At 68.1% G+C, this 15,716-nt stretch carries 13 protein-coding genes and 5 pseudogenes; 10 read left to right on the plus strand and 8 right to left on the minus strand.

All coding sequences use genetic code 11. The features are described from left to right. Window positions 1–149 precede the first annotated feature (149 nt). From G4G31_RS15335 to cphA, 3 genes and pseudogenes are all read left to right on the plus strand, one after another. Window positions 150–1,442 carry an iron-containing redox enzyme family protein gene (locus G4G31_RS15335; protein ID WP_182988398.1) on the plus strand — a complete coding sequence of 431 codons (1,293 nt, stop codon included), beginning with the start codon at window positions 150–152 and terminating at the stop codon, window positions 1,440–1,442. 362 nt (window positions 1,443–1,804) lie between these two features. Beyond that, a pseudogene (locus tag G4G31_RS26325) lies at window positions 1,805–1,993 on the plus strand (hypothetical protein); the annotation flags it as partial. 119 nt (window positions 1,994–2,112) lie between these two features. Further along, entirely contained in the window at window positions 2,113–4,368 is a 2,256-nt protein-coding gene (gene cphA / locus G4G31_RS15340; protein ID WP_229425018.1) for a cyanophycin synthetase, read from the plus strand. Window positions 4,369–4,821: 453 nt separating this feature from the next. Here cphA and G4G31_RS26330 read toward each other — a convergent pair whose 3' ends face one another. From G4G31_RS26330 to G4G31_RS15360, 8 genes and pseudogenes are all read right to left on the minus strand, one after another. Further along, window positions 4,822–5,460, minus strand: coding sequence for a glutamate ligase domain-containing protein (locus G4G31_RS26330; protein WP_229425612.1), 639 nt, complete (start codon window positions 5,458–5,460; stop codon window positions 4,822–4,824). Then, window positions 5,429–6,337 (minus strand): annotated as a pseudogene (locus G4G31_RS26335) (Mur ligase family protein); the annotation flags it as partial. The gene G4G31_RS26330 and the pseudogene G4G31_RS26335, both read right to left, overlap by 32 nt. After that, window positions 6,258–7,415: a hypothetical protein gene (locus G4G31_RS26340; protein WP_229425019.1), complete on the minus strand. Its 1,158-nt coding sequence runs from the start codon at window positions 7,413–7,415 to the stop codon at window positions 6,258–6,260. The pseudogene G4G31_RS26335 and the gene G4G31_RS26340, both read right to left, overlap by 80 nt. After that, complete coding sequence (locus tag G4G31_RS26345) at window positions 7,412–7,774, minus strand: hypothetical protein (RefSeq protein ID WP_229425020.1); 363 nt, start codon at window positions 7,772–7,774, stop codon at window positions 7,412–7,414. Before G4G31_RS26345 ends, G4G31_RS26340 begins: the two co-directional genes overlap by 4 nt. After that, window positions 7,771–8,295, minus strand: coding sequence for a cyanophycinase (locus G4G31_RS26350; protein WP_229425021.1), 525 nt, complete (start codon window positions 8,293–8,295; stop codon window positions 7,771–7,773). Before G4G31_RS26350 ends, G4G31_RS26345 begins: the two co-directional genes overlap by 4 nt. Continuing rightward, entirely contained in the window at window positions 8,292–8,681 is a 390-nt protein-coding gene (locus tag G4G31_RS27600) for an isoaspartyl peptidase/L-asparaginase (protein ID WP_267873673.1), read from the minus strand. The genes G4G31_RS26350 and G4G31_RS27600 overlap by 4 nt, the downstream gene beginning before the upstream one ends. Before the next feature lie 136 nt (window positions 8,682–8,817). After that, window positions 8,818–9,204 (minus strand): annotated as a pseudogene (locus tag G4G31_RS27605) (isoaspartyl peptidase/L-asparaginase); the annotation flags it as partial. Window positions 9,205–9,350: 146 nt separating this feature from the next. Further along, window positions 9,351–9,809, minus strand: coding sequence for a DUF2244 domain-containing protein (locus G4G31_RS15360; RefSeq protein WP_182988399.1), 459 nt, complete (start codon window positions 9,807–9,809; stop codon window positions 9,351–9,353). A 187-nt stretch (window positions 9,810–9,996) separates the two neighbouring features. Here G4G31_RS15360 and G4G31_RS15365 point away from each other — a divergent pair. From G4G31_RS15365 to G4G31_RS27615, 7 genes and pseudogenes are all read left to right on the plus strand, one after another. After that, window positions 9,997–11,264: pseudogene (locus G4G31_RS15365) on the plus strand (Hsp70 family protein). A gap of 39 nt (window positions 11,265–11,303) precedes the next feature. After that, window positions 11,304–11,957, plus strand: coding sequence for a PolC-type DNA polymerase III (locus tag G4G31_RS15370; RefSeq protein WP_182988400.1), 654 nt, complete (start codon window positions 11,304–11,306; stop codon window positions 11,955–11,957). A 22-nt stretch (window positions 11,958–11,979) separates the two neighbouring features. Further along, window positions 11,980–12,327: a hypothetical protein gene (locus G4G31_RS15375; RefSeq protein WP_182988401.1), complete on the plus strand. Its 348-nt coding sequence runs from the start codon at window positions 11,980–11,982 to the stop codon at window positions 12,325–12,327. A gap of 76 nt (window positions 12,328–12,403) precedes the next feature. After that, the gene (locus tag G4G31_RS15380; protein ID WP_182988402.1) at window positions 12,404–13,837 is read left to right on the plus strand and encodes a hypothetical protein; all 1,434 of its coding nucleotides are present in this window, start codon (window positions 12,404–12,406) and stop codon (window positions 13,835–13,837) included. A 10-nt stretch (window positions 13,838–13,847) separates the two neighbouring features. Beyond that, a complete protein-coding gene (locus tag G4G31_RS15385; protein ID WP_182988403.1) occupies window positions 13,848–14,762 on the plus strand; it encodes a metal ABC transporter solute-binding protein, Zn/Mn family in 915 nt (304 codons plus the stop codon). Further along, window positions 14,759–15,235, plus strand: a pseudogene (locus G4G31_RS27610) (metal ABC transporter permease); the annotation flags it as partial. The gene G4G31_RS15385 and the pseudogene G4G31_RS27610, both read left to right, overlap by 4 nt. Before the next feature lie 106 nt (window positions 15,236–15,341). After that, window positions 15,342–15,527, plus strand: coding sequence for a metal ABC transporter permease (locus tag G4G31_RS27615; RefSeq protein ID WP_267873674.1), 186 nt, complete (start codon window positions 15,342–15,344; stop codon window positions 15,525–15,527). Window positions 15,528–15,716 lie beyond the last annotated feature (189 nt).

Below are 15,716 nucleotides of genomic sequence, written 5' to 3' on the forward strand. Positions count from 1 at the left end.
GCATGGGCATCGCGTCCCCGATGCGCCCGTCAATAACAGTGCATTTTTGTAATCCCTGTCCGACATGCTGTGAGGGTGCGTGCCGATGGGCGCGGCTGTGCCCAGGTTGGATAATTCTGGTAATCAATCAACAATAAACCGACACGTTCATGACGCCACCGCTCGTTACCGCTGTTCCCGCAGTCGCCCAGGCAGAAGTTGCCGGGGGTGCCGCGGCCACACGCCCTTCCGCCCCGCCTCCCGCGCCCGCCCGCAACCTGTACTTCGCGCTGTACGCCGACCCGCTGGGCAATGCCAGAGCCGGCGAGGAATTCCTGCGCCAGCAAATCGCCGCCGTGCAGGGCATCCCGGCCGACCTGCCGCCCACGCTTGCGCAGCTGGAGGACTGGATGGAAGCGCGCACCGACGCGGTCGGCGCCGAGTACCGCGATTACCTGGCCGCGCGCAAGAGCGGTGCGCCGCGCCGCTATTTCCAGAACCAGGCGCATGCGCTGTATTTCCTCAAGGCCGCCGCGCCCACCAAGCTGGTCGACGGCGCCTGGCTCTACGGCATGCTCAAGCACTGGGACAGCCCGGATTTCCACCCGCTGATCAAGACCTACCTCGAAGAGCTGGGTGGGGGCGCACCAAGCAAGAACCACGTGACGATCTACCGCAAGCTGCTTGCCACCCATGGCGTCGAGGGCTGGGAGAGCCTGAGCGACGACCATTACCTGCAGGGCGCGATCCAGCTGGCGCTTGGCCACAATGCCGAACGCTTCCTGCCGGAGATCATCGGCTACAACCTTGGCTACGAGCAGCTGCCTCTGCACCTCCTGATCACGTCGTATGAACTGAACGAGTTCGGCATCGATCCGTATTATTTCACGCTGCACGTCACGGTCGACAACGCCGCCAGCGGCCATGCGCGCAAGGCCGTGCAGGCCCTGCGCGACCTGATGCCGCGCGTGGGCGACCGCGCCGCCTTCTACCGCCGCGTGCTCGACGGCTACAAGCTGAACGAACTGGGCGCGAGCACCAATTCCGTGATCGCCGAATTCGACCTCGAGACCGAACTGGTCGACATCCTTGCCCGGAAGAGCGGCGTCGGCAAGAACATGCACTCGGATTACTGCCGCGTGGCGGGGCGCTCCGTCAACGACTGGCTGGGCGACCCGGCGCAGATTCCGGGCTTCCTCGGCGCGCTGGAAAGCGCGGGCTGGATCAAACGCGGCGAAGATGTCGAGCACAGCCGTTTTTGGCGCCTGATCCACGGAGAGCGTGCCGAGATGTTCGGCGTCTTCTCGGCCTATGAGCAGCAGGTGCTGCGCGACTGGATCCTGCACCCGCCGGGGGCACCCGCGCGCCAGGAACGGGTGCTGACCCACCGCGCGCGCCAGCGCACGCTCGACAACCTGGGCCAGCATGCGGACCGCAGCAGCAGCTTCCCGGGCGGGGCCTGATTCGCCGCCGCGCCGCCCGCGACACCGAGAACGACAACGAACTTGGCCTGCTGGAGCGCCGTGTCGCAGCGGCGGCCGGCAAGCCGGACGCGATGGCGCTGCTGGCCGAACTGATGGGACCCGGCGGCCACCACAGCGCGACAGGCCTGATGGCCACCCGCATGTACACGCAACTACTGGATATCTGAACGCGTTGGAATCAGGGCAAGCTTCGGCGGCGCCTGCCGCTGTCGCCGTTTGCCGTTCCGAGCACGACCAGCCAGACCATACCAATTCCAACGATAGGGACTTCTGTGTATATCCTCGAACAACGTTTTTTGCGCGGCCCGAACATCCACGCCGACACGCCCTGCATCCTGAGCGTGATCGACCTGGAAGACCTCTACGGCATCTCCTCGAAAGACTTGCCCGGCTTTAACGACGCCCTGCTGGCGGCGCTGCCATCCCTGCAACAGCAACTGCTGCCGACCGGGCAGCCCGGCGGCTTCGCCCAGCGCCTGCGCGCCGGCACCTATCTCGCGCGCGTGGTCGAACACGTGACGCTGGCGCTGCAGTCGCTAGCCGGTCCCACCGTCGGCTATGGCCGCACCCGCCCGGCCACGGGCCGGCCCGGGAGTACCGCATCGTCTGCCAGTACGCCATCGAAAAGCTGGCCGAACCGGCATTCCGGATGGCGGTGGACCTGGTCACCGCGCTTGCCCATGGCGAAGAATTCGACGTCGACGCGCGCCTGGAGGAACTCCGTTCGCTGGGGCACCGCTATGCCATCGGCACCAGCACCGCCGCCGTGCTGGCCGCCGCCCACGAGCGCGGCATCCCGAGCATGCGCATCACCGAAGAAGCGAACCTGTTCCAGCTGGGCTGGGGCTCGAAGCAGAAGCGCCTGCAGGCCACGACCACGGGCGACACCAGCTATGTCGCGGTGAAGATCGCCAGCGACAAGCAGCTGACCAAGGCGCTGCTGCAGGAAGCGGGCGTGCCCGTGCCCGAAGGCGGCACCGTCACGACAAGCGAGGAAGCCCAGCGCGTCGCGCGGCGCCTGCGCGTGCCCGTCACCGTCAAGCCGCTCGACGGCAACCGGGGCAAGGGTGTCACCACCCGCTGCAGCACGCCCGAGGAAGTCGCGCGCGCCTTCGAGTTCGCGCGCGAGTACGGTCGCCGCATCATCGTCGAGCGTTTCGTGGAAGGGCGCGACTACCGCGTGCTGGTGGCCGGCGGCCGCGTGGCGGCGGCCTCGTTCCGCCGTCCCGCGCACGTGATCGGCGACGGCGTCAGCACGATTGCCGAACTGGTCGAACGCGAAAACGGCAACCCGGCGCGCGGCAGCGGCCACACCAACATCCTGACGCGCATCGCGCTCGACGCCCATGCCGAAGACATGCTGCGCCGCCAGGGCTACATGCCCGACTCGGTCCCCGCCGCCGGCGTCGCCATCGAGTTGCGCAGCAATGCCAACCTGTCCACCGGCGGCACCGCCGAGGACGTGACGGACCTGCTGCCCGAGACCACGCGCGCCCTGCGTGCGCGCGCGGCCAGCAAGATCGGCCTGGACGTGGCGGGCATCGACATCGTCTGCCAGGACATTGCGGTGCCGCTGATCGAGCAGGGCGGTGCCGTCATCGAAGTCAACGCCGCGCCGGGCATCCGCATGCACCAGCATCCAAGCAAGGGCGAAGCGCGCGACGCGGGCGAAGCCATCATCGACGGCCTGATGGGGTCTTCGAACGGCCGCATTCCGGTCGTTGCCGTTACCGGCACCAACGGCAAGACCACCACCACCCTGATGATCGGGCATACGGCGCGCGTCGCCGGACTGGGCACTGGCGTCACCACCACCGAGGGCGTCTTCGTCGACGGCCGCCGCCTGGTGCAGGGCGACTGCACCGGCTACTGGTCGGCGCGCACGGTGCTCACCGCGCCGGACGTCGACTTCGCGGTGCTGGAAACGGCGCGCGGCGGCATCCTGAAGCGCGGCCTCGCCTTCGACTACTGCGACGTCGGCGTCGTGCTGAACGTCTCGCCCGACCACCTGGGCCTCGATGGCATCGACACCATCGAGGACCTCGCCCAGGTCAAGGCCGTGGTGGCCCAGTCGGCCGCCCGTGCGGTGGTCCTGAACGCCGAGGATGCGCTGTGCGTCTCGATGGTGCGCCGTGCCAAGCCGGGCGCGGAAGTCATCTTCTTCTCGATGAACCCGGACAACCCGATCCTGCTCAAGCACCTGGAGGACGGCGGCCGCGGCACCTATGTGCAGGACAACGCGATCGTGATCGCCGACGGCACGCGCCAGCAGGAACTGATGCGGGTCGAAGCCATGCCGGCTTCGTACAACGGGCTGGCGCGCTACAACATCGCCAACGCCCTGGCCGCGGCGGCCGCGCTGATGGCTGCGGGTTTTTCGAATGTCCAGATCGCGGACGGGCTGTCGACCTTTGTCTCCGACAGCAAGACCAATCCGCTGCGCACGAATGTTTTCGACGTGCGCGGCGTGACCGTCATCGTCGACTACGCCCACAACCCGGCGGCCTATGCGGCCCTGGCGGAGATGGCGCGCGCGCTGCTGCCGGGTCAACTGGTCGGCATCGTCACCGCGCCTGGCGACCGCCGCGACAGCGATTTGATCCAGGTGGGCGAAATCTGCGGCGAGCGCTTCGACGAGCTGGTGGTCTACGAGTCGCAGAGCCGTGGCCGGCCGACGGGCGGCGCGGTCGACCTGATCCTGGAAGGGGCGGAGAACGTCGTCGGACCGTCGGATACGCTGCACCGCGAGATCGAGGTCGACAAGGCAATCCGCCTCGGCCTGTCGCTGTGCAGCCCGGGCGACGTGCTGGTATTTGCATGCGGTACCTCGCTGCAAACCTTCATCGACGCGCTGCGCGTGGACGATCCGGAGAGCGCGGCGAAGATCGAGGCGCAGACGGCGTAAGCCAATCGCACTTCGAGATACAGCCCCGCCAGGTGCGGGGCTTTTTGTTTCTGGTAGGGTGGGCGCCCCGTGCCCACGCGGTGACAGGTTCCGCACCGCCTCATGGCTCGGTCCCGCGTCGCACGGGCGCCCACCCTACGGTTGCCCGCGCCGATGCGCACACCGCGGGACCGCGTGGAGTCGGGACTCCACCCTACCGTTGCGGTGCGGATGCTCACATGGTGATCCCGCGTGGGGTCAAGACCCCACCCTGCGGTGCGCCGCCGCTGCTGGCCCGTGCATGAGGATCGGCCAGCTGCCCCAACCGGCCGCATGGCCTCGGCGGCCCCGATGTATCGCAGGGTGGGCACCTGTGCCCACGCGGACTCGCCATTGGTTCATATGCACCGCTATCGCAAGCCCGAAAAGCAAAGCGGCCCCGCAGGGCCGCTCGCGAACACACGACGCGAAAACTTACGCCGCTTCCATCTCGATCCGCTGCGCGATCTCCGGCTTGGTCGGACGCAGCGCCTCGGTCAGTTCCGAAATCGACGAACCGCAGCCGAACACCAGCACGTCGCCGGGCTGGCAGAGCGCGAGGCCGGCGCGGATCGCGCTGTGCACGTCCAGCTCGGTCTGCAGGTGCTCGCCCGGGAAGCGGCCCAGGCGCGCGCCTTGCACCAGCAGGGCGGCGACGCTGCCGGACACGCGGCCGCGGTTCTCGGTCTCGTAGACCACCAGGTCGTCGAAACCGGCGGCGCAGGTGCGGCCGATGTCGACCAGGTCGGCGTCGCGGCGGTCGCCCGGCGCGGCCACCACGCCGACCACGCGTCCCGGCGTCATCGCGCGCGCCGTTTCTGCCAGGGCCGCATAGGCGGCGCAGTTGTGGGCATAGTCGACGATCACCGTCACGCCTTCGACGTCGAACACGTTCGAGCGCAGCGGGTTGTGCTTGCTGTCGGAAACGAAGCTGCGCAGGCCGGCGCCGATCTCGTCGTTGCCGAAGCCGCTCGCGGCCAGGGGCCGCGGCCGCCGCCAGCGCGTTGGCGATGTTGTAGCGCGCGCAGCCGCCGAGCGACACCGGCATCTGGCGCACGTCCAGCAGCGCTTCATGGCGGGCGCCCGTGGCCAGCACCAGGGTGTTGTCCTGCAGGTAGGCACCTCGCCCGCCCCGTTCCAGGTGGCGCAGCAGGACGGGGTTGTCGGCATCGAGGGCGAAGTACAGCACTTCGACGGTGTCCTGCAAATCCTTCGCCATCGCCACGCAGTAGTCGTCCTCGGCGTTGAGCACCACGGCGCGCGAGGCACGCTGGGCCACCACCGCCTTGACCTTCGCCAGTTCCTCGACGGTTTCGATGCCGTCCAGGCCCAGGTGGTCGGAGGACACGTTCAGCACCACCGACACGTCGCAGCGGTCGTAGGCCAGGCCGCGCTTGAGGATGCCGCCGCGGGCCGTTTCCAGCACGGCGAAGTCGACTTCCGGCGAGGTGAGGAGGGTGCGCGCCGAGCGGTAGCCGGTGCAGTCGCCTTCCATCACGCGCTGCCCGTTCATGTAGACGCCCTCGGTGGTGGTCACGCCCGTGCGCAGGCCGGTCTGGCGGACCGCGTGCTCGATCAGCAGCGAAGTCGTGGTCTTGCCGTTCGTTCCCGTGATCGCCACCGTCGGGATGCGGCCATCGTCCTGGCCGAACAAGGCCTCGACAATGGCGGCGCCGGCGTCGCGCGGGGTGCCGCGGCTTGGATACTGGTGCATGCGGATGCCCGGCGCGGCATTGACCTCGATGATGCCGCCGCCCTGTTCGCGCAATGGCTGCGCGATGTCCTCGCAGATCACGTCGATGCCGGCCACGTCCAGGCCGATCGTGCGCGCGGCGCGGATGCAGATGGCGCGGGTTTCCTCGGGCAGCAGGTCAGTGACGTCTTCCGCGGTGCCGCCGGTGGACAGGTTGGCGTTGCCGCGCAGGTCGACACTGACGCCGGCCGGCAGCACGGAGTCGAAGCCGTAGCCCTGTTTCGCCAGGACGTCTTCGGCGATCGCATCCATCGGGATCCTGGTCAGGATATTTGGTGTGGCCGTCGCCGCGCGCCGGGTTGCGGTTCTCGATCTCGACCAGCTCGCGCACGGTCGACCTGCCATCGCCCGTGACGCAGGGCGGACGTCGCCAGGAGGCGGCGGCGATCTTGCTGCCGGTGACGAGCACGCGGTAGTCGCGCCCGCGCAGGTATTCCTCGACGATCACGTGGCGGCCGTACTTGCGCGCGTGGTTGAACGCGGCTTCGACTTCCTCCGGCGTGGTGCAGACCGTGGTCACGCCCTTGCCCCGGTTGGCGTCGAGCGGCTTGATGGTCGCCGGGCCTTTCAGGCGGCGTGCCACGCGCTGCGCGTCTTCGAGCTTGCTGACGGTGGCGCCGCCCGGCACCGGCACGCCGGCCTGCTCGAGCAGGGTCTTGGTCAGCTGCTTGTCGCTGGCGATGCCCACCGCGATCGAATTGGTCGCGCCGGTAATGGTCGCCTGCAGGCGTTTCTGGCGGCTGCCCCAGCCCAGCTGGAACAGGTTCGCCTCGTCGGTGATGCGCAGCGCCGGGATGCCGCGGCGCAGGGCCGCGTTCACCACGGCGCCGGTGCTGGTGCCGATCGCATAGTCTTCCGCCGTCTCGTGCAGGGCCGCCACCGCGGCATCGAGGTCGAAGGCGTCGCCGCGGCCGAGCGCGGCGATCATCTCGAGGGCGACGTCCGGGGCCTGTCCCGCCACCTGTTCGGTGCGGTAGCCGCACACGGCACGGCGCGCGTGTGGCTTGCGCGGAATGTCGATCGTCGTGCTGAAGTCGCCGGCGGCACCCGCCAGGCGCTGCAGCTCCATCACGACCGGTTCGACGGCGTCAACGGCGCAGGCCAGGTTGGCCAGCCGCGCGGACACCTGCGGCGCCAGGCCGGGCAGCAGGGCGACCAGGCGCGAGCCCGGGTGCGGCGCCACGGCCACGCCTTCGGTATCGATGACTGCCATCAGGCAGGGGGCTGCGCTGTAGAGGTTGGGGCCGCGCAGGAAGCGTTTTTCGATGGTTCTCATGAGATCGGGTTCCGTTTCGTTACATTTTCCAAAAATTCGCGCAGCGAGGAAGACATCGCTTTTGCATTCGGGTCCTCGTCGGTCGGCAGGTACCAGCGGCTGCCGGCCGGCAGCAGGTGCAGGCGCACGTCGATCAGTTCGGGAGTGGCGCGCTCGCGGATGTCGGCCATGTTGGTGTCCATCGTGCGGCCATCGACCACGGTGACCGAGCCTTCGCCCAGCACCTCGATGCCGCGCCCGCGCTCCACCACCGGGGCCGTGTCCTCGTCGATGCCGATGCCCATCAGGTAGGGGTTCTGCGCCACCACCGAGAGCAGCCGCGCCAGGCGCTGGCGCTCGGAGAAGTGCTGGTCGATCACGACCTTGTGCAGGAAGCCGAGGCCCGCGCCCAGGCTGACCGCGCCCTTTTCCGGCAGCAGGTCGGTCTTGCCCGGGCCAGCATGTGCCCCGACATGGCCGAGGCGCCGGCGCTGGTGCCGCCGATGCAGGCGCCGCGCACCTTGAGCGCCGTGTGCATCTCGGCGTCGAGCGCCGTACCGCCGATGATGGCCAGCAGGCGCTTCTGGTCGCCGCCGGTCATGAAGATGCCGTCGGCCTCGGACACCATGCGCAGCTTTTCTTCGTCGTTGGCGTCCTGGCGGCTCTCCAGGCGCAGGTGGGCGCGCTGTTTCACACCCAGGTCCCCGAAGGCCTTGTCGTAGACTTCCCACATTTCGTCGGCGATCTGGCTGGCGGCCGTGATGACGACGATGCGGGCATGCGCGCCGCCGGCAAGTTCCACGAAACGGGTCAGGATGGCCTTGTCGTGCTTGCGGTCTTCGCCTCCGCCGATGATGACGAGGTGGCCGTGCGATGCGGTCCGGTGCGGTTCGGTTTTCATTTTTCTTCGATGGTTGCAGTTGGCATCTGGGTATTGCTGCACGAGGCAGCTTCGGTTTTGGTGACGGCAATGAGGCCCGTGTCCACGTCCTTGTCGATCAGGTCGATGCCGCGCTGCAGCGCGGCCGAGAGCGGCATGCCCTGTTCGAGATAGCCATAGACGGTGCGCGCCAGCATGGTGCGCACGATGTGCTCGCCGACGCCGGTAGCGGCGATCGCGCCCAGCGGTCCGGCATAGAAGCCGCTGCCCATGACGGCGGTGTCGCCCACGCGCCCCAGCAGCGAGGGTGCCGAGCCGCCGGTGGAGCCAGCCACGGCAAAGTGGCCGTCCGGGCCGCGCACGACGGCGCCGACGGTGTCGTGGGCGGCGTTCGGCGGCAGTTGCAAAGGGCGTCTTGTAGTTCCAGAAGCGTTCGAACATGCGGTTGTCGATACCGGGCATGGCGGGCACCGAGCCGGCCAGCTGCTTGAGCAGCTTCTCGTGCTTCTCGCGCTGGCTGGGCAGGATGGGTTTTGCCGGTTCCAGGCCGAGGGCGCGCGCCAGGCGGTCGGCGCCTTCGCCGGCGATGAACACGTGCGGGGTGTCGGCAATGGCGCGTGCCAGCAGGATCGGGTTGCGCACGTCGCGTACGCCCGCAACGGCGCCGAGGCGTCCGCGCGTATCCATGACCGAGGCGTCCATTTCGATCGTGGCGCCGTCCAGGCACAGGACCGAGCCGGTGCCGGCGTTGAAGCGTTCGTCTTCTTCGAACACCATGACGGCGGCGATGGCGGCATCGAGGGCGTCGCCTGTTTCGAGCATGTGCTCGCGGCCGCGGCGGGCGGCGGCTTCGCAACCGTCGGTGTAGTCCAGCGGTTCGCCGGCACCACCATGGGTGACAATCGCAAAACCTTTTAACGTGTTACTCAAAGCAATTCCCCTCGAAATGTTCTTGCCATCGCGCTCGTGACGTGTGGCATATCTGATAGAGGATTATGCAAAATGAGATAGAGAACACCTATCGGTACAGCCGCTGTGCCAATGTAAGAAGAAACTTACATCGGAGACAACTTTTCTTAAGGCAGCAGTTTGGCTGGATGATGGCGAATGGCGCGCAGCAGTTCCTGCGCTACCTGCAGGCGGATGGGTTCCGAGACATAGCTGCCGATGTCGACCGTGCGGTCCGGCGCTTCCAGCCGGATCAGCTTGCGTTCGCGCGGGCGCGGCGGCAGCACGCGCGTGCGTACCGGGTCGAGCCGGATCTGTTCGCGCCGCCCGCAATCGATGCGCTCGACCAGCAGCCAGCGTTCGGTCAGCGCGATGTGTTCCACGTCGAGCGCATGGCGGGCGTAGTGCAGCAGCGCCCAGCCCACAGCGGTCATTTCGAGCAGGGCGAATGCGAGCACGATCCAGATACCCTGCAGCAGGAAGACAAGGGCGATGCCGAAGGAGCCGCAGCACAGCAGCGCATAGACGAGCAGCGACTGGCGCGGCGTCAGCGAGCAGTTGCGCTTCAGTGTCCAGGTGCGTGGCATCGTGCGGCCGTGGGGGAAAGGGCAGAACCCGATGGATGCATTATAGATAAGAGCACGCCCAGGGCCCGCGCGGGTTCGCGCACTCCTGTCGGGCAGCGGACGTGACTGCCATGCAACGCTGCGGCGGCAGGGATCGCCTGCCTGAGGGGATTCTGGTACTATTTCGCCCCTTCAACGAAAGGCTCACATGACGAAGGCTTGCGGCGTCGACTTCGGTACGTCAAATTCAACGGTCGGCTGGCTGGGACAATCCGCCGGCGGGGGCGGGGCGGCGCACAGCCTGCTGGCCCTGGAGGATGGCAAGGCAACGCTGCCTTCGGTCGTCTTCTTCAATGCCGACGACGACGAGGTGCGCTATGGCCGCGCCGCGCTGGCCGACTACCTGGCCGGCTACGAGGGCCGCCTGATGCGCTCCCTCAAAAGCCTGCTCGGCACCAGCCTGATGGACGGCCAGACGGAAGTCGCGGGGCGGTCATTGCCGTTCCGGCTGCTGCTGGCCCAGTTCATCGGCGAACTCAAGCGTCGCGCCGAAAGCCAGGCAGGGCGCCGCTTCGAGCACGCTGTCTTCGGCCGTCCGGTCTTCTTCATCGACGACAACCCCCAGGCCGACCGCCTGGCCGAGGATACCCTCGCCGAAGTGGCGCGCAGCGTGGGTTTCCGCGAAGTCGCCTTCCAGTACGAACCGATCGCCGCCGCCTTCGATTATGAATCGACCATCGCCCGCGAGGAACTGGTCCTCATCGTCGACATCGGCGGCGGTACCTCGGACTTCTCGCTGGTGCGCCTCGGTCCCGAGCGCGCCGGCAAGCCCGAGCGCCGCGATGACATCCTGGCAACCGGTGGCGTGCACATCGGCGGTACCGACTTCGACAAATACCTGAGCCTGGCCGCAGCCATGCCGCTGCTCGGCTACCGCGGCCTGTTGCGCTCCGGTGCCGAGATCCCGTCGAGCTATTACTTCAACCTGGCGACCTGGCATACCATCAACCAGGCCTATACCCGCAAGAGCATCGCCCAGCTGGAAGACCTGGTGCGCGACGCCAGCGAGCCGGGGCCGCTGAGGCGCCTGCAGGGCCTGATCGACGAACGCGCCGGCCACTGGCTGGCAATGCAGGTCGAGGGCGCGAAGATCGGGCTCTCGTCGGAGGAAACGGTGGTGCTCGACCTCGACCGCCTGCGCCCGCCCGAGAAGCTCGTCGTGACGCGCCCGCGCTTCGAGGAAGCGATCGGGCCGCTCTGGACAGCATCGACGCCACCGTGCTACGGTTGCTGGCGGACGCCGGCGTGACGGCGAGCGCTGTCGATACCGTCTTCTTCACCGGCGGCTCGAGCGGCGTGGGCCTGCTGCGGGCACGCGTCGGCGCCCCGGTGCCGGATGCGCGCAAGGTCGAGGGCGACCTCTTCGGCAGCATCGGCGCCGGCCTGGCGCTCGACGCCCGGCGCAAATTCGGCTGACCCGGTCGGCACACCCCAGTTTCCACACCAAGGACCGCCATGTTCGAACGCCCCATCGTGATGCTCGACTTCGAGACCACCGGCCTGTCGCCCGACATGGGCGACCGCATTACCGAAGTCGCCGCCCTGCGCATCGAGGACGGGCGCGTGACCGAGCGCTATGTCTCGCTGGTCAACTGCGGCGCCCGCATCCCGGCCTTCATCACCGGCCTGACCGGCATCACCGGGGACATGGTCGACAGCGCGCCGCCGGCCCGTCAGGTGGTGCCGGAGCTGCTCGACTTCATCGGCGCCGATACCCTGTCGGCCCACAACGCCAGCTTCGACGAGAAATTCCTGGCGGCCGAGAGTGCGCGCCTGGGGCAGCAATGCCGCCACGTGGGCCTGGTCTGTTCGCTCAAGCTGTCGCGCCGCGTGTTTCCCGGCATGGCCAGCTACAAGCTCGGGCAGCTCTCGCGCCAGCTCGGCATTGCCTTTCGCAGCGCCGCGCACCGCGCCGAGGCCGACGCCGAAGTGGCCGCCGAGGTGCTGATCCACATCGGCCGCCACCTGGGACGCTCCTACGACCTCAAGTTCATGACGCCCGAACTGCTGGTGGCGATCAACAAGCTGGCCGCGGCCAAGGTACCGGGCTGGTTAAGCAAGAACGCCAACCAATTCTCAACGGAAAAAGGTGCGACAGCCCTGCCTTGAAAAGCATTACAATGCCGCCATCATGATGCGTCGTTGTATTGTCCACGTCCTGCTGTCGCTGCTTCTGCTGGTCTCCCAGCAGATGGCGCTCGTGCATGCGATGTCGCACTGGACCGGCAAGCTGGGCGCAGGCAACCCGGCGGCGCAGCAACTGGAACGCGACGCCGACCTGTCGAGTGCCGTCGCCCAGGACCAGAGCTGCAGCCAGTGCCTGGCGTTCGCCCAGATGGCCGGCGCCATCGGCAGCAGCACCCGCAGTTTCGTCCCCCTCGACCTGCGCACCGAGCGCGTCACCGCGTTCGCCTTCGTCGAAGCTTCCCCCAGCACTGTTCCCGTCTTCCATTCGCGCGCACCGCCGCGCTTCGTCTAGGTCCACGTCGTCCGCCATGGCCTGCCGTCCCCGACGGCAGCTGCCCTGTATTCCCTATTCGAACTGGAAGAACACGATGTCGAAACACACCGTCCTGGCCGCGGCGATTGCCGCCGCCTTTGCTTTGCCCCTGTCCGCCCACGCGGCCACCAACACCGCGACTCCGGCCGAACTGGATGCCATCCGCGCCCAGATCGCCGAGATGAAGCAGTCCTACGAAGCGCGCCTGCAGGCGCTCGAACAACGCCTGCAGGATGCCCAGGCCGCCGTGGCCGAGGCCCAGAACGCGGCGGCCGCCGCCCAGCAGGCCTCGAGCCAGCCGGCACCAGGCCCGGCCGCCGTCCCGGCGCCGGATGCCCAGGCTGCACCAGGCGCCCGCGCCGCAGGCGACAACAGCTTCAACCCGAGCATCTCGCTGGTCCTCGGCGGCACTTTCAGCAAGCTGTCGCAGGATCCCGAGACTTACCGCTTCGGTGGCTTCATGCCGCCAGGCGGCGAAGTCGGCCCCGGCAGCCGCAGCTTCAACCTGGGCGAGTCGGAACTGACGATGTCGGCCAATATCGACCCCCTGTTTGCCGGCCAGCTGACCTTTGCCCTCAGCGGCGAGAACGAAGCCGAGGTCGAGGAAGCTTTCGTGCGTACCCGCGAACTGGGCGGCGGCTGGAACCTCAAGGCAGGGCGCTTCCTCTCAAGCGTCGGTTACCTGAATGGCCAGCACAGCCACACCTGGGACTTCGTCGACGCGCCGCTGGCCTATGGCGCCTTCCTCGGCGGCCAATACAAGCCGGACGGCGTCCAGGCGCGCTGGCTGGCGCCGCTCAACACCTTCCTGGAAGTGGGCGCGGAACTGGGCAGCGGGCGCAGCTTCCCAGGCAGCGACCGCAACAAGAACGGCTTCAACGCCACCAGCGTGTTCGCCCACCTGGGCGACGACATCGGCGATTCGGGCAGCTGGCGTGCCGGCCTGTCCTGGCTGCGTACGGGTGCGGCCGGCCGCGCGTACGAGGACATGGAAAGCGGCATCCCGACCGCGTTTGGCGGCCGTTCGACGCTGTGGATCGCGGACGCCGTCTACAAATGGGCGCCGAACGGCAATCCGACGCGGCAGAATGTCAAGCTGCAGGGCGAGTACTTCCGCCGCAAGGAGAGCGGCAGCCTGTCGGTCGAGGACCTGTCCGACCGCTATGCGAGTTCGCAGTCGGGCTGGTACCTGCAGGGCGTCTACCAGTTCATGCCGAACTGGCGCGCGGGCCTGCGCTACGATCGCCTGGCGTCGGGCACGCCATCCATCGGCCTGGTCGACGACGGCGCTTTCGGATCGGACGCGTTCCCGGCCCTGGCACGCTACAACCCGAAGCGCGCGAGCGTGATGCTCGACTGGAGCCCGTCCGAATTCTCGCGCCTGCGCCTGCAGTTCGCGCGCGACGAGGCCCGTCCCGGCGCGCTTGATAACCAGCTCTTCCTGCAATACATCATGAGCCTCGGCGCCCACGCCGGCCACACGTTCTAAGGAGTACGACATGACACCCATCTCTACCAGACTGCTCGCCCTCTGCACGCTGGCCCTCGGCATGCTCGCCCTGCCTGCGCAGGCTGCGCTGAACGTGCTCGCCTGCGAGCCCGAATGGGCCGCGCTCACACAGGAAATCGGCGGCGACAAGGTCAGCGTCTCGAGCGCGACGAATGCGCTGCAGGACCCGCACCGCGTCGAAGCCCGCCCCGACCTGATCGCCCGCACCCGCAATGCCGACCTGCTGGTCTGCACGGGCCTGGACCTGGAAGCGGGCTGGCTGCCGCTGCTGGTCCAGCAATCGGGCAATGCGAAGATTGCCAAGGGCCAGCCGGGCTATTTCGAAGCGGGCAGTTTCGTGCCGCGCCTGGAGGTGCCGGCGAAACTCGACCGCGCCGAGGGGGACGTGCATGCCTTCGGCAATCCGCACGTGCACTTGAACCCGCACAACATCGCCCTGGTCGGCAGCCAGCTGGCCAGGCGCCTGGCCAGCATCGACCCGGCGAACGCCGCGCTGTACGCATCGCGCCAGGCTGACTTCAGCGCGCGCTGGGCCCAGGCCATGCGCAAGTGGGAAGCCCGGGCGGCGCCCCTGCGTGGCCTGACGGTGGTCGAGCATCATCGCAACATGGAATACCTGCTGGCCTGGCTGGGCATGCGCCAGGTCGGCACGCTGGAACCGAAGCCGGGGATCGAACCCTCCGCCGCCCAGCTGGGGCAATTGCTGGCAGGGCTCGAGCGCCAGCCGGCGAAGATGGTGCTGCGCGCGGCCTACCGGGACGAACGCGCCTCGCAGTGGCTGTCGCAGCGCGCACGCATCCCCGCGGTGGTGATTCCCTTCACCGTGGGAGCGGACGCCCGGAGCGGCAACCTGTTCGCCCTGTTCGACACGACCGTGCAACGCCTGGCGGAAGCGGCCAAGTGAACACCGAGACCTTCGACTTCCTGATCGTCCTCCCGGCCTTCGTTGCCGGCCTGCTGGTACTGGCGACCCACATTCCCCTCGGCGCCCAGGTACTGCGCCGCGGGATCGTCTTCATCGACCTGGCGATCGCCCAGATCGCCGCGCTGGGGGTGATCCTGGCCAGCACCGTCGACCTCGACCCGCATGGCTGGACCATCCAGCTGGCGGCCGGCGGCGCCGCGGTGCTGGGCGCCTTGCTGCTGACCTGGACCGAGAAGCGCTGGCCGGACGTGCAGGAAGCGCAGATCGGCGTGCTGTTCGTGCTGGCTGCCACCGCCGGCCTGCTGCTGGTTGCCCACAACCCGCACGGCGGCGAGCACCTGCAGGACCTGCTGGCCGGCCAGATTCTCTGGGTCAGCTACGACCAGCTGGTCATCCCCGCGCTGGGCACGGTGCTGATCCCGGGGCTGTTGGCAGCCTTCCGCAACCGCTTGCGGCGCCCGGGCTTCTACCCGGTGTTCGCGCTGGCGGTGACGGCCTCGGTGCAGCTGGTCGGCGTCTACACCGGTCTTTGCCAGCCTGATCGTGCCGAGCCTGGCGGTGCGCCATTATCCCGAGTCGCGCAAGCTGCCGGTGGCCTACCTGGTCGGCGTGGCCGGCTACGCGGTCGGCCTGGTGCTGTCGGTGGTGCTCGACCTGCCGTCCGGCGCGCTCATCGTCTGGTGCCTCGCGCTGCTGGCGATGCTGGTGTACGCGCTCGGACCGAAACGGGCCATGCAGGCCTGAACCGCCGAACAGCACGCGCGGTCCGGCCGCACCAACCACCCGCCCGGCAGCGCCGCGGCGGGTTTTTTCATGCCCGCGCCACCGGCACGATTGTGCCCAGTCAAACGGATGCAGACTCAATTCATTAAAATTTTGTTAATACTTATGAGGCCGCTTGTCCGCCTTATTCATGATCGCCGGCGCTGCGGA

The organism is Massilia sp. Se16.2.3 (assembly GCF_014171595.1).
In the GTDB taxonomy this organism is placed as follows: Bacteria; Pseudomonadota; Gammaproteobacteria; order Burkholderiales; family Burkholderiaceae_D; genus Telluria.

Excerpts from the sequence above, each read along its gene's own strand:
- G4G31_RS15335 (WP_182988398.1), top strand. The coding sequence starts at position 150 with ATGACGCCACCGCTCGTTACCGCTGTTCCCGCAGTCGCCCAGGCAGAA.
- cphA (WP_229425018.1), top strand. The coding sequence starts at position 2,113 with ATGGCGGTGGACCTGGTCACCGCGCTTGCCCATGGCGAAGAATTCGAC.
- G4G31_RS26330 (WP_229425612.1), bottom strand. The coding sequence starts at position 5,460 with ATGAAGCGCTGCTGGACGTGCGCCAGATGCCGGTGTCGCTCGGCGGCT.
- G4G31_RS26340 (WP_229425019.1), bottom strand. The coding sequence starts at position 7,415 with ATGAGAACCATCGAAAAACGCTTCCTGCGCGGCCCCAACCTCTACAGC.
- G4G31_RS26350 (WP_229425021.1), bottom strand. The coding sequence starts at position 8,295 with ATGAAAACCGAACCGCACCGGACCGCATCGCACGGCCACCTCGTCATC.
- G4G31_RS15360 (WP_182988399.1), bottom strand. The coding sequence starts at position 9,809 with ATGCCACGCACCTGGACACTGAAGCGCAACTGCTCGCTGACGCCGCGC.
- G4G31_RS15370 (WP_182988400.1), top strand. The coding sequence starts at position 11,304 with ATGTTCGAACGCCCCATCGTGATGCTCGACTTCGAGACCACCGGCCTG.
- G4G31_RS15375 (WP_182988401.1), top strand. The coding sequence starts at position 11,980 with ATGATGCGTCGTTGTATTGTCCACGTCCTGCTGTCGCTGCTTCTGCTG.
- G4G31_RS15380 (WP_182988402.1), top strand. The coding sequence starts at position 12,404 with ATGTCGAAACACACCGTCCTGGCCGCGGCGATTGCCGCCGCCTTTGCT.
- G4G31_RS15385 (WP_182988403.1), top strand. The coding sequence starts at position 13,848 with ATGACACCCATCTCTACCAGACTGCTCGCCCTCTGCACGCTGGCCCTC.